The following is a 12,102-nucleotide window of genomic DNA, read 5'->3' as shown; positions in this document are numbered from 1 at the left end:
ATAAGCCCGGTCTGCCAGTACATTGCTCCCGCAGAGTTCAACGTTTTCAAGCAACTCTACGGCATGAACACAATCGTTATCATTTCCAGCTGAAAGAAGGAACTCCACTGGGTTGCCCAGTCCATCTACAATGGCATGGAGCTTTGTGTTCAGACCGCCTCTGGTACGGCCAACTGCCTTATCTTCTGTTTTTTTCCCCACCATTGGCGCTTTCGTGTACCTTGATGCAGGTGGAATCTATACTGAGATTTTCCATATCCGCATCCTCAGACAATGCGTGAAACACGGTTTCCAGTGTGCCATCATCCCGCCATTTGGCGAATCGGGCATACACACTCTGCCAAGGGCCGTAGGCCTCCGGCAGTTCCCGCCACTGGGCGCCGCTTCGGGCAATCCAGAGCATCCCGTTGAGCATCGTCCGGTTGTCCTTACGGGGGCGGCCTCGCTTCCCTGTTTCTTCCGGCGGCAGAAGAGGTTTGACACGTTTCCATTGTTCTGTTGTTAATTCATAGTGTTTCATACCTCTAGTTTCGCATATCTGCTCCCTTTGTGCAACTTTTATTTTTCAAACAAGCCCTAGGGGGGAGAGTGTGAGAGGGGGGAAGCGCAAAAAACTCCCCAGTCTGCCAGCTGGAGAGTTCCTGAAAAAGGGCGCACTACCCCCTTGTATCTTGAGGGCTTGAAACTTGCCCATTTGGGGCTTTCGTCAATATATCTATGAACCTGCCGGAAACTTCTACACTTCCGACAACGGGGAAAAGGGCCGCAGAACGCAAAAAAGCGGGGCCTCCGGCCTGAAAAATCAGGCGGAAGCCCCGCTTCATCTCGTACAAAGCCTTATTTTTGCCATCTAATGGAAAAGGCATCTATGGAAAATCACTTTGGATTTTGGGCTCTAAAAAGCCCGCAAACCCGCATGAATACTGACAAAAACGGGGTGGACATCTAAAGTGTCCACCCCAGATGGTTGCGGGGGAAGGATTTGAACCTTCGACCTCCGGGTTATGAGGTGTAATTCCCTATTTTTACCTTTTCTTGTTTTCTCTCATAGTTTCCCATATATCAACGGTTTGCGGTTCTATCACTGTTATACTCTGTCATGGCCTGCGACGTTTTTTTATATCCTTGTGCGCCAAATGTGCGCCAAAAACCCCCCCTCTGTGGGCCTGAAATTTCCCGCCCCTTTTTTGGGGCCTTTGGAATTTGAGAGGGGAAATCCTACACCCCCCACGCCTCCTTGAGCTTGTTGATAAGCTGCATTTCTGCGGTGGTATCCTTGCCGGGGTTGAGATCGGGGTGGTACAGCTTCGTTAAGTCCCGGTAAAACCGTTTGAGCCTGGCCTGCTCTTCCTCTGTGTAGGTATTGCAAATTGTTTTAGCGTAACCACCGCCGAAAAAGTCACTGTATGTTTTTTCAGAGCTTTGCCGGGCCCGCTCATAGGACTGATTTGCCTTGTGCCGCCGTTGTATGGCCTTCAAATGTTTTTCGTTCCGCAGCACACCGAACACATCATAGCAGCGGTCGTATTCGCTGGCATCCACATCATATTCCCTGGCGAACTTGCTCCGGCGCTCCAGGTGATCGGCGATTATCCTTTGGTGGGCCTCTTTGGTCTGGTACTCCTCAGACTGGCGCCAATCCAGCTCCAGCCGTTCCAGCAAGGGCCCCAGTTTGGCCTCTATCAGATCATACAGCACGCCGGCGCTAACCTCCAGGCGGTCAGCCAGAGCCGATATACGCATGTCCGCGCAATCATAAAGACTGTATCCCACCACGTCATAGTAACTCATGGTGCATACTGAGAATTGGCGCTTGCGCACTTGACCGCCCTCCCTGTAGCTCTCATGAAGGGTGATCTTATACGCCTCATGGTGCGGCCTTTCAAACCGGTCTCCAGTGTAATGGTAGGCCCATTTGGGTGGGTCTCCCCAGCTCTCTTGATATGCTTCCAGAACTTTATAGGCCCCGTACCTGTTTGGCCTCTTAAGCTGTACTTCCTGGATTACACAAAACATCGCCATCCCCCCCATTTCCGTAGGTACGACATAAATTTCATTAGTAACCACATGATAGGCCCACACCCTCTCCCGGCTTCCCTTGAGTTCGCCGGGCGTTCACCGCAGCGCACGGGACACGCTGGGGTGCCGCAGCGTCCGCAGGGCCTTCGCCTCCAGCTTGCGGACCTCCTTCTCTGTCTGGCCGGTAGCCGCGGCGATCTGCTCCGTGGTCTGCTCCAGCCAATACCGCCGCCGGACCGCCTCCCGCTGGTCTGCCGGGAGCGCGGCCAGGGCGTCCCGGAGCCGCTGGAGGTCTATGTGGGCCTCCCTGTCTTCTATGGCCCTGGCCCCCGCCGGGTCCTCCACCACGTCCTCCAGGGTGCCGGCGTCCGGGTCATCGCCCAGGGGCGCGTCCAGGCTGACTGCCAGATCGAGCGGGTCCAGCCGTCCCCGCTTCGTCCTGAGCCCCATTGCCTCAGAGAAGACCGCCTTGAGCTGTGGGCCGTACCAGGTGAGGAAGCCCCCGGCCTCCGGCCTCCACCCCTCCAGCGCTGCCAGGAGGCCCAGGAAAGCCGCCTGTTCCAGGTCCTCCAGAGTCACGCCCCGCCCCAGCTTTACCCACCGCCTGGCCCGCCACAGGGCAAACCTCCGCACCTGGGCCCACAGCTCCAGGAGCTTGTCCCGCCCGCCGGCCTGGATGAGCCCCGCCAGCTCTTCATTTGTCATTGCCGCTCTGCCCCTTTCATGGTAGAATGTGGGTGACAACGCCGCATCTACCACGCGGGGGCCGCTCTCAACTGCCGGGGGCGGTTCTTTTTTGCGCCTATCCCCCCTGTCCGGGTCCTTCCTGGGGCTTTCGGCACTACGGGGCAAATAAGGCCCGCTGTTTCTTTCCAAGAAAATCCACAAAAAACGGGGCATTTCGTTACGTTTTTACGGCGCAGGCGGTGTAATCAGGAGCCTTCCACCCCCTTTAGGGGGTGGGGGTAGGAAAAACAAGGAGGGGCAAGGGAGCAAAAAGCGCAATGCCATTCTGGTGGAAAGCGAAACCGGCGGGGCGGTCCGCCCATAGGTCCCAATCACCCTCGGATGTGGGCCCCTTACCCTGTGCCAGTGCATTCCCGCCAACCACAGAGACCGGATATTTTCACCCCTGATTCTATGGAGCAAAAGTAGCAAAAGTAGCAAAAGCCCCATTCTGTCCATTGCGTCCATCCGAGAAACGCTTGGGAGATATGGACTTGAGAGGAGTGGAGGGCCCACAGCGGCCCCGCTCCTACCGACATCCGCAAAAGGTAGCAAAAGTAGCAAAAGGGGGTCTGTATAAGGCTTTTGCTACTTTTGCTACTTTTGCGCTATGGGATTGACCTTGATTTTTTGTGTCGGCCTCCCGCCGGTAGACACGTCCACCACCCGGACATATCCCATTTCAATCAGGGTATGGAGGGCTGGGTCCATCTGTTCGACTCGCTTAAACTTACCCTTGCAGGCATTGTATAGGTCCCGTTTGCTGATCTCCGGATCTCCCTTGTCAGAAATCCGTTGCCATAGATACTTGGCGCCCTCCATGCTTTCATCTGCGCCCATGGCCTGATAGGCTGCCTCTGCGTGGGCCCCCAGAAATTCCGCAATACCTGTCGCCGCCGCCATTGTCTCCGCGCTGACAGGCACATCGACCGGGAAGCTGGACAGGTGAAGGAGGGCGGCGATCCGCGCCATAGCGCCCACCAGCTTCCCGGCCCAGTCCCGCATATGCTCCCACTCCCCGCCCAGCTTCTTCTCAATGTACGCCTGGTAATCCTTTCGGATTGCATCGGCGGCGGCGGACAAGTGAACCGTTCCGCTCCCCTGGTCTGCCAGGATACGCCGGACGAACTGCCGGTAGTCTTCCCGGGTGCCGCTGGATATCGGGTCTGGAGATACCTTCCTCCGCCCCACCTTCGACTTGCACACGGCGTAGAGAAAGCGCCCACACAGACCCCGCCCCCGAAAGGTGGCGTTATCCATCAGGCCATGAAGGACCGACGGCTGGATGGTCAGCATCATTGTCAGGCGGGGCTTGGCGATATGGTTCGACTTCCGACCGATGCGGTCAACGGATATCGGGTCTCCAGAATGGCCCTTTAGATAAATGTCGAAGTTCGCCGCCCGGTCATACCGGCCGGCAATGCTGTCAAATACGCCGCCCTCAGCAGAGGCCACAGTGATACAGCCGCCTTGCAGCTCCATCATGTCCACCAGCTTCTCCGGGGTGGTGTCATCTACCAAGAGGCGGAAGGGGTGCCGCTCCTTAAAATTGGCAAGCTGGGCCGATAGAGCAAGCGCTTCTTCCCTGGCGGACGCAAAGCCGCCCTTCCCCTTCACGGCCCGGGACTGTGCGGCTTGTAGGGCCTTTTCCAGCAGCGCCCGCTCGGTCTTGTTCTGCGCGATCTCCGCCGCCTCGAACTCCCGCCGTATCTTCTCATACTCATAGACCGGGGCGGACAGGGCGGCTATCACCGCGCTTTTACGCTCTCCCGGCGGGGCCACGGCCACAGGGTACAGACAAAGCGGCTCCCTCCAGTCCGGGGTAATCTCCACCTCATACTTGGATTGAAATGCCGTTGCCAATATCCCCAGGGACAGGATACCGCCCATTTCCTCCGGGGTCTGTGTGCTCTCTGCCAGCTGCTCCACAAATGCGCCCACAGCCCCCGGCAAGCTCTCCACGGGAAAGTCCGGGGTGTCAATGTGGGCAAATGGGACCGGGAGCTCCCATGCCTGCGGGGATTCCCTCTGCCGATTTTCCTGCGGGTCATACCCTCCAGCGCAGGTACGCACTGCGTTCTGGATGGTGATCGCGCCGTAGGTGCTACCGGACTGCTGCCGGTCCCACTTCTCCCGCATGAGGCCGGACTGCCGGAAGAGCCGGTCCATGCGAGCGGCGTCCTTATTGGTCCACCAGGCCAGGGCGTTACAAAGGGCCATGTCAGCCTCCGAGCGGGAAGAATACCCGGAGAGGTCCCCGGCCCACAGGGCGGTGAACTTCTCCCCGCTCCTGCCCCGCTTTGCCCGCTCGATCAGCGCCAGGTCATCCGGGGACCCGGCCTCCCCTGCCGGCCCGCTCGGGGCAACAGAGGGTGTGGACCCCGCTGGCCGCGCCATGTATTTCTCCAGCACCGCCGCCAGCTGTTCCCCCCGCTCCTCCAGGTCCACGCCGGGGGTCAGGGTATTCCCAGTGAGGGTCACAAACCGGCTTGTATTTCCCGCTATGTAGATCTCCAGGCCGATTGCGTCATTCTTGATATAGTACTTCGCTTTGTCATACTGAAAACCGGTGGCCAGGAACAGAATACGCAAGCCCTGCCCGCTGGGAGAATACTCGGTGTAGGCGTCCATCATAAGCAGGATGTCTGCCGCCATTTCGGAAAGTTTTCCGTCTGGACCGATACAATGGTCTATGTCAACAGCGCCCAGTCCGCCGAACACGCCCACCCCCAGACCGTCATAGCGACCGGGGGCGGCTACGGCCGCGCTCATTGGCGCGAATGTAGCCGGGTTGTTGCTCTTTGCCCTGTCCCCTGTATGGGGGCTATACGGCACCTTCGCGGGCTTCTTTTCCCCCTCCCGCGCTTCATACCTCCAGCAGCAGAACAGGCCGCTTTCCCGCAGCTTGGCGGGAAGGTTTTCCGTTTTGGTCACAGACGATCACCCACCACCCCCGGCTCAGCCTCCCCACCGAAGAGGGCAGAGTCCAGCCGGTCCAGATCAATCAGATACTTCTTACCCGCTTTTACGCTGGGCACCTCTCCAGAGATCACCTTGCGGCGGAGCGCCGTCTTTGTCAGGGCTGTCTCCGGGTCTGCCGCCCGCACATGTTCTATCACTTGGTCAATCGTTCTCATTCGCATAATATACAGCCTCCAAACATATTCTTTCGCGCTGTGCAATTACATGATATAAAACAGAATATTGTTTGGCAATACTGGATTTGCTGTGAAAAATCCTGTATTGTGCAGAATATGATTGTTATATCTGACACTACACTCCAGAATATTAGACAGAAATAAAAAATATTGTCAAAAATAATTCATAATTATTCTTTTATTCTGGATATTTATTCTTATTTTGCAGTAGAGTCAACGGATTTTCTGCGTTTTGCACATGCCGCACTCCCATGCGTGATTGATGCACTGGCGGGCTGCCTGGAGAAATTTACGCACGGCGGGGTCTTCCTCTCGCTTTGCAATCAGCTCATCTATTTTGTTGAGCGATATTTCCAGAGCGGCGCGGTCCCTCCTCAGCCCGTACTCATAGCTGAGGTTAAAGCGCTCCACCCAAGCCGCCATAACCTCCCGCTCACGGTCAGTTAGTTCCCGACCGATAAGCCGCTCCTGATAGGCGATGAACGCGCCCGGAGTGGTGGGAAAGGTAATCATACCGCCACCTCCCGCTCACGCTTTTTTATGGCTTCCATTGCCCGAGCCACAGCGGCCGCCGGCTCTGCTTCATCCCCGGAGATGTAAACGGCGTATTCCTTGGTCTCAAGGTTATAGCTGAGGAAACTTGCTCCGGGGTAACCGTAAAATATTTTGATGTTTCCGGCCGTCATACCGGCAACACCTCCCCGCTGAACCAGAATTTCATCCGGTGCCGCAGCCGCCAGAGCATGAGACTTCGGACCTTTCCGCCGCTTCTTTCTTCCATATCCAGATTCCGGTCCACTTCGGCGTGAAGCACCTTGACGCGAGTCAAAAACCCAAACGTCTGGGATTTTTGCGTGCAAATGTCCATGATCTCCTCCATCGTGGCCAGCGTCTCCAGGCGGGGCAACTGTCCAACGGGCAGCACAGCGGCCGCCCCGGTGTGTATTGTCTCCATAGGTATCTCCTCCATTTTCAGCTTGAAATTTGGAGGGGGCCGTGGTACACTGTAAGCACCAGGCCCCCTGGGGTTTGTGTAGGCTCTCATATCCGCGCTTTGGTCGGCTGGGATATGGGGGCTTTTCTTATTTCCTTTGGCCGCCGGAGTAGCGCCACCACCCCTTAAGGTGTGCTACCCCCGTCACGGCCTCGTATACCTCCATCTGCGCGGCCTCAAGCTGCTCCATGAGCTGGTCGAACTCCTCCGGCCCGATACGATCCAGCTGGGCCTCCAGCATCTTCACCCGGCACAAGGCCCGGTAGCGCCGCCACTCCGCTTCCTGGAGCTCCTGCGGCCAGGCGGGGTTATACTCGCACTCTATCATGGCCCACACCTCCCTTTTGCGCCACCGCGCAGGATTTTCCAGTGTGCCATGCGCACTGTTCACACCGGCACGGGACCAGCTTATGCCCGGCGATGGACAGCAGGGGGCAAATAAGCCCTTCGTTCATGTTCTTATTTCCTCCTTGCAATTCACCCGGATGACTGGTAGAATGAATTTGCCAGCCTCCAGAGGGTAGACTTGCCCCTGGGTGATTGGTGTGCATCCTCCGTGCTGTCCGTCCGCCAAGATAGAGCAGCGCGGGGGATTTTTATTTTTCCTGGGCCAAAAGTAGATGTATCCCTTGCCGAATTGCTTCGGCCCGTGTGATGCTGTGGGCCTTGCAATACTCTTGCAAGCGCTTTTCGGTTGCTGCATCCAGCCGGATACTAAACCGAATATTTTGCGGGTTATCCGCTTTTGGCCGGCCTGTTCTCGGTGACAATCCACCACCTCACTTTCTGTCACGCATTTATTATAATTTATGTCACGCATAAAGTCAACCCCCTTTTGCAAATTTCCTTCTGTGGGGCTCACACCTCCCCTCAGGCCACACAGAACCGCCGCGTGGTGCTGGTGCGGGTGAACTGGGCCGCCACCTCCGGCAGGGCCTTTCTCAGGGCCGTGGCGTCCAGCCTGGAGGACGTGACGGGCTTCCAGGTGATCTTATACCCCCCGGCCCGAAGCTCCTCCCGCTCGCCCATGTGGACCTTGAGCTGGTCCTTGATGGATTCCGCCTCTGCCTGGGCCTCCTCGATCAGGGCTTGGAGCTCCCGCAGCTCCCGGACCTTCGCCTCCAGTTCGGTGGTGCTCATGCCGATCTCTCCTCCTTTGCCAACTGGGCAACCAGCGTCTCCAGCCGGTTGTTGACCCGCTCGATGATCTCCATGCTCTCCGGGTTCAGCCCTTCCTGGACGATGTAGTCCAGCTCAGAGTTGAGTTCCAGAATGCAGGCCACAAATTCGCTGCTGACTTTGAAATAGCGTTCCAAGTTACTGCCTCCTTTCTGTGTGGGCCGGGGGCGTGAGTCCGTTTCGCGTCCTGCCTACTCGGGGAATGCGTTTCCCCGGCCCGTCCGCTCGGGGTGTTCCCCCTTGCTGTGATTATAGTATACACAGAATCTGATGTAATGTCTATTGGCACAATACACAGATTTTTGTGTTTTTCTTGTGCAAAATTACATTGATTTTTGTGTAGTATTGGTGTACAATAGCCAAGGTGGAAAGGAATATTTTCATAAAAATTCCGTCTAAAGGTAAAAGGAGGAGGATAATAATGCCCGTAAAGTATAAAATTGATGTGTTGGCGGAACTAAAAAAGGCCGGATACAACACCACTAAACTGCGAAAGGACAAGCTACTTGCAGAGGGGGTTATCCAGTCTTTAAGGAACGGAAAGCCTATTTCTTTTCAAAACTTAAGCCGCATTTGTGAAATGTTGAACTGCCAGCCGGGGGATATATTGGAATACAATGCGGATGGTACGGCTCCTTTCGATGATGGCTTCCGGCGTGACAAAGAAGGCTTCATTCGGTTGACGAAAAAGGAAAGGCATGACTGAGACACAAACAGCCGGGGACTAACCTCCCCGGCGCTCTTTATGTCCTTCACCAACGGTATCAACGATTACAACGATACCAACGGTTGTTTTTACCCCCCTAAAAACGTGGTGTTTTGAAAAACTGCGCAAACATGACCCCCTAGTAGAATATTTACTGCTATCATAAAAACGCCCCTGTGGGCCTCCGGTGGGCTCACAGGGGTAAAAACAGACGGCACCGAACACCGGCGCCGTCTGGCGTGTATTAGTTTGCCTTTTTGAGCTTCTGCAACTCCTCATTCATCTGGCGGTACAAAGCCTTGAGGAATTTGACTTCCTCCTCCAGATCGTCCACCCTGGAGCGGGGGACCAGCATCTCCTGGATGTCCTGGATTCCCTCGGCCAGGAGATTGAACCGCTGGGAAAATTCAGCGTCCATCAAGACCACTGTGTTCTTGGCGATTCTTGCTTCTGCCTGAGCAACCTCATCGCGGACAACCTCGCGGATTGCCTCCAGCAGCTCCTTGTCTACCATCATCAATCACCCCTTGTCCTGATTATACGGTGCCGGTATTCGGTTGTCAAGGTTCCCGTCTCGGGCCCCGGCGTCGATCTGGAATGTTGGTGAAGCACTCGGGCCACCGCACCAGTATGCCATCCGCCAGTCCGGGGAGTTCGTCCCCTGGCCCTGCTGACATGATGAATTATAGCATGTCTACGACTAGTTATCAATTCGCACAATAAACAAATATAGTCGTAGATTTCTTTTGGTGGTATAATTATGGCATGATGGGGGAGGTGTCCCCAAAATTGGGGGCTCCCCAGAAAGGGGGTAAAACCTATGCCAGAGAAGACAGAGGCCCAGAAGAAGGCGCAGAAGAAATATATGGAGAAGTTCGTGGAGGTCAAGGTCAGAATGACCCCGGAGCGACGGAGCGCCGTCCAGGCCCACGCAGAGGCCCAGGGAGAGAGTACCACGGGCTTTATCAACCGGGCCATAGATGAGACCATGGAGCGTGACAACGCCGCTCCTGGGGCTGCTGGCGGGGCGACGGAGGGGGAAATAGCTGGCCCCTCGGATTGACGGGTTAGGGGGGCGGGTTTCGCTTCCCCGTCGTGACAGTATTCCTGGAGAGGCAGGAGGCCCACAGGGGTAGGGGGTGGGCCACGAGGTAGCTATGGGCTCTCCCCCTGGCGGCCCCAAAGGGTACGGCAAATCAGCGCCCCCCCCTTTTGCTACTTTTGCTACCTTTTGCGGATGTCGGTAGGAGCGGGGGGCGCTGTGGGCCTCCCTTCCTCTCAAATCCGTGTCTCACAAGCGTTTTCCGGGCAGGCGCAATGGACGGAACGGGGCTTTTGCTACTTTTGCTACTTTTGCTCCATAGGCAGGAGGGCGAAAAAATACCGTCCCCGGTGCTACTGACACCAGAGGCGGCGGAGAACGGTTCAGACCCGACAGAAGAATCAAAACCGCGCCCTTATTGTACCATACCGGGCGCGGGTGGACAAGGAGGATTTTATGGCGAACATCAAAAGAATAGACGGGAAGAACGGCCCCAGCTTCAAGATCACAGTCACGAAGGGCCGGGACATGACGGGGAAGCAGATCAGGCATTATAAGACCTGGACCCCAGACCACCCCATGACAGAGCGGCAAATGGAGAAGGAGGCCCAGCGGGCGGCCTTTGCATTCGAGCGGGAGATCGAGCTGGGATACCAGGCAGACAACCGCCAGACCTTCGCAGAGTATGCCAAATATGTTCTGGAGCTGAAAGAGCGGGCAGGGGACAAGCGCCGGACGCTGGACCGCTATGAGGAGCTGCTGCGGCGCATTCTACCGGCAATCGGGCATATCAAACTGGTGGACCTTCGGCCCCAGCACCTCAATGCCTTCTATAAGTCCCTGGGGGAGGAAGGGGCAAGCTACAAAGGGGATAAGGCCCACACCTGTGTTGATTTACCGGCGCTGCTCAAAGAGCGGAGGCTGAGCCGGGCAAAGGTGGCGGAGGCGGCGGGGACATCTCCTACTACAATCACGGCGGCCTGCCAGGGGAAGCGGGTGGAGCTGTCCAGCGCCCAAGCGATCGCCCAAGTGCTGGGGCAGGACGTAGGCAGGCTGTTCCAGGTAGATAAGGGGGACTCCACGCTCTCCAACAAGACGATACTGGAGCACCACCGCTTGATTCGGACCATACTGGCCCAAGCCGAGCGGGAAATGCTGGTGCCCTACAATGCGGCGGCAAAAGCCACACCACCAAAAGCCGCCCCCAAAGAAGTGAACTATTTCCAGGTGGACGACATTATCCGTATCCGGGCGGCCCTGGAGTGTGAGCCCCTGAAATGGAAGGTGATTACCCACCTCCTCCTCATAACCGGGTGCCGCCGGGGTGAGGTGATGGGGCTGCGGTGGAGCCGGATAGACTTCGGGAACCACCAGATCAGGATTGATACCAATTTGCTGTACTCTCCCAAGCGGGGCATATATGAGGACACCACGAAGACCAGCACCGTCCGATTCATCAAGCTGCCAGCCGAAACCATGAGCCTATTGAAGCAGTACCGGGGCTGGTATCTGGAGCAGCGCCTAAAGAACGGCGACCGCTGGCATGATACGGATTTCTTGTTTGTGAAGGACAACGGGGAACCGATGAGCCCTGACGGAATAACGGCATGGCTGCGCAAGTTCTCCATGCGCCACGATCTGCCCCACATCAATCCCCATGCCTTCCGGCACACAATGGCCTCTATCCTTATCAGCGAGGGAAAAGACGTGGTTTCTGTCTCTAAGCGCCTGGGGCACGCAAAAGTGAGTACCACCACCGACATCTATTCCCACATTATCCGGCAGGCAGACGAACAGGCCAGTGAATGCCTTGCGGATGTGCTCCTCAGACCGCCACAGAAAAAGGCCAGCAGATAGCTTGTGCGCCAAATGTGCGCTAAATGCCCTTCCGGACGGGTAAATGGAAAGAAAAAGAAAAACCCTGTAACCATTGCGGCTACAGGGTTTCTCTCTGGTTGCGGGGGAAGGATTTGAACCTTCGACCTCCGGGTTATGAGCCCGACGAGCTACCAAGCTGCTCTACCCCGCGATATTGGTGCCGGAGACCGGAGTCGAACCGGCACGGGATTACTCCCACAGGATTTTAAGTCCCGGGCGTCTACCAATTCCGCCACTCCGGCGCTTCTCTCCGAACTTCTTAACTTTATTTCCTGAATAGGATACCACATTTGCGCCCGGTTGTCAACTATAAATTTTGTGGCTCCCTTTTCAAGATTTGTAGGACTACAATAGATCTTGGACAGAGGAAGAAAAAGGATGAAGGATAAGGCCTCATCGG

17 protein-coding genes and 2 tRNA genes are annotated in these 12,102 nt (G+C 56.4%); 3 read left to right on the top strand and 16 right to left on the bottom strand.

Annotation, left to right across the window (positions count from 1 at the left end):
- The 13 genes from Q0K09_RS10825 to Q0K09_RS08980 all read right to left on the bottom strand — a co-directional run.
- On the bottom strand, window positions 1–204 hold a 204-nt coding region (locus Q0K09_RS10825), incomplete at its 3' end, for a transposase (protein WP_365931971.1).
- A complete protein-coding gene (locus Q0K09_RS09035; RefSeq protein WP_294475502.1) occupies window positions 179–520 on the bottom strand; it encodes an IS5 family transposase in 342 nt (113 codons plus the stop codon). The genes Q0K09_RS10825 and Q0K09_RS09035, both read right to left, overlap by 26 nt.
- Before the next feature lie 698 nt (window positions 521–1,218).
- Window positions 1,219–1,821 (bottom strand): hypothetical protein, encoded by a 603-nt coding sequence (locus Q0K09_RS09030; protein WP_294475497.1) that lies wholly within the window; start codon window positions 1,819–1,821, stop codon window positions 1,219–1,221.
- 294 nt (window positions 1,822–2,115) lie between these two features.
- Complete coding sequence (locus Q0K09_RS09025) at window positions 2,116–2,724, bottom strand: sigma-70 family RNA polymerase sigma factor (RefSeq protein ID WP_294475494.1); 609 nt, start codon at window positions 2,722–2,724, stop codon at window positions 2,116–2,118.
- A gap of 618 nt (window positions 2,725–3,342) precedes the next feature.
- Window positions 3,343–5,400 carry a DUF3987 domain-containing protein gene (locus Q0K09_RS09020; RefSeq protein ID WP_294475491.1) on the bottom strand — a complete coding sequence of 686 codons (2,058 nt, stop codon included), beginning with the start codon at window positions 5,398–5,400 and terminating at the stop codon, window positions 3,343–3,345.
- Window positions 5,401–5,675: 275 nt separating this feature from the next.
- The gene (locus tag Q0K09_RS09015) at window positions 5,676–5,888 is read right to left on the bottom strand and encodes a hypothetical protein (RefSeq protein WP_294475487.1); all 213 of its coding nucleotides are present in this window, start codon (window positions 5,886–5,888) and stop codon (window positions 5,676–5,678) included.
- Window positions 5,889–6,116: 228 nt separating this feature from the next.
- Complete coding sequence (locus tag Q0K09_RS09010) at window positions 6,117–6,416, bottom strand: hypothetical protein (RefSeq protein WP_294475485.1); 300 nt, start codon at window positions 6,414–6,416, stop codon at window positions 6,117–6,119.
- Window positions 6,413–6,589, bottom strand: coding sequence for a hypothetical protein (locus Q0K09_RS09005; RefSeq protein WP_294475481.1), 177 nt, complete (start codon window positions 6,587–6,589; stop codon window positions 6,413–6,415). The genes Q0K09_RS09010 and Q0K09_RS09005 overlap by 4 nt, the downstream gene beginning before the upstream one ends.
- A complete protein-coding gene (locus Q0K09_RS09000) occupies window positions 6,586–6,858 on the bottom strand; it encodes a hypothetical protein (protein ID WP_294475479.1) in 273 nt (90 codons plus the stop codon). The genes Q0K09_RS09005 and Q0K09_RS09000 overlap by 4 nt, the downstream gene beginning before the upstream one ends.
- A 127-nt stretch (window positions 6,859–6,985) precedes the next feature.
- Window positions 6,986–7,225 (bottom strand): hypothetical protein, encoded by a 240-nt coding sequence (locus Q0K09_RS08995; protein WP_294475475.1) that lies wholly within the window; start codon window positions 7,223–7,225, stop codon window positions 6,986–6,988.
- Window positions 7,226–7,493: 268 nt separating this feature from the next.
- Complete coding sequence (locus tag Q0K09_RS08990; protein WP_294475472.1) at window positions 7,494–7,667, bottom strand: ribbon-helix-helix protein, CopG family; 174 nt, start codon at window positions 7,665–7,667, stop codon at window positions 7,494–7,496.
- 100 nt (window positions 7,668–7,767) lie between these two features.
- Window positions 7,768–8,037 (bottom strand): hypothetical protein, encoded by a 270-nt coding sequence (locus Q0K09_RS08985; RefSeq protein ID WP_294475469.1) that lies wholly within the window; start codon window positions 8,035–8,037, stop codon window positions 7,768–7,770.
- The gene (locus Q0K09_RS08980; RefSeq protein WP_294475467.1) at window positions 8,034–8,213 is read right to left on the bottom strand and encodes a hypothetical protein; all 180 of its coding nucleotides are present in this window, start codon (window positions 8,211–8,213) and stop codon (window positions 8,034–8,036) included. The genes Q0K09_RS08985 and Q0K09_RS08980 overlap by 4 nt, the downstream gene beginning before the upstream one ends.
- A 284-nt stretch (window positions 8,214–8,497) precedes the next feature.
- Here Q0K09_RS08980 and Q0K09_RS08975 point away from each other — a divergent pair, with 284 nt between their 5' ends.
- A complete protein-coding gene (locus Q0K09_RS08975) occupies window positions 8,498–8,782 on the top strand; it encodes a helix-turn-helix transcriptional regulator (protein WP_294475465.1) in 285 nt (94 codons plus the stop codon).
- Window positions 8,783–9,026: 244 nt separating this feature from the next.
- Here Q0K09_RS08975 and Q0K09_RS08970 read toward each other — a convergent pair whose 3' ends face one another.
- Window positions 9,027–9,296, bottom strand: coding sequence for a hypothetical protein (locus tag Q0K09_RS08970; protein ID WP_294475463.1), 270 nt, complete (start codon window positions 9,294–9,296; stop codon window positions 9,027–9,029).
- Window positions 9,297–9,602: 306 nt separating this feature from the next.
- Between Q0K09_RS08970 and Q0K09_RS08965 the strand changes: the two genes are divergently transcribed.
- Together Q0K09_RS08965 and Q0K09_RS08960 are read left to right on the top strand one after the other, a co-directional pair.
- Complete coding sequence (locus Q0K09_RS08965; protein WP_294475461.1) at window positions 9,603–9,845, top strand: hypothetical protein; 243 nt, start codon at window positions 9,603–9,605, stop codon at window positions 9,843–9,845.
- Between the two features lie 435 nt (window positions 9,846–10,280).
- Window positions 10,281–11,681, top strand: a complete 1,401-nt coding sequence (locus tag Q0K09_RS08960) for a tyrosine-type recombinase/integrase (protein WP_294475458.1) — start codon at window positions 10,281–10,283, stop codon at window positions 11,679–11,681.
- A gap of 95 nt (window positions 11,682–11,776) precedes the next feature.
- On the opposite strand, the gene Q0K09_RS08955 is transcribed toward Q0K09_RS08960, so the two are convergent.
- Window positions 11,777–11,853, bottom strand: a tRNA-Met gene (locus tag Q0K09_RS08955).
- Between the two features lie 4 nt (window positions 11,854–11,857).
- Window positions 11,858–11,944: transfer RNA gene (locus Q0K09_RS08950), tRNA-Leu, on the bottom strand.
- Between the last annotated feature and the right edge of the window lie 158 nt (window positions 11,945–12,102).

The organism is uncultured Intestinimonas sp. (assembly GCF_944387725.1).
Taxonomy (GTDB): Bacteria; Bacillota; Clostridia; order Oscillospirales; family Oscillospiraceae; genus Intestinimonas.
The sequence above is the reverse complement of the archived record's forward strand: the minus strand, read 5'-3'. Positions and strand labels throughout refer to the sequence as shown.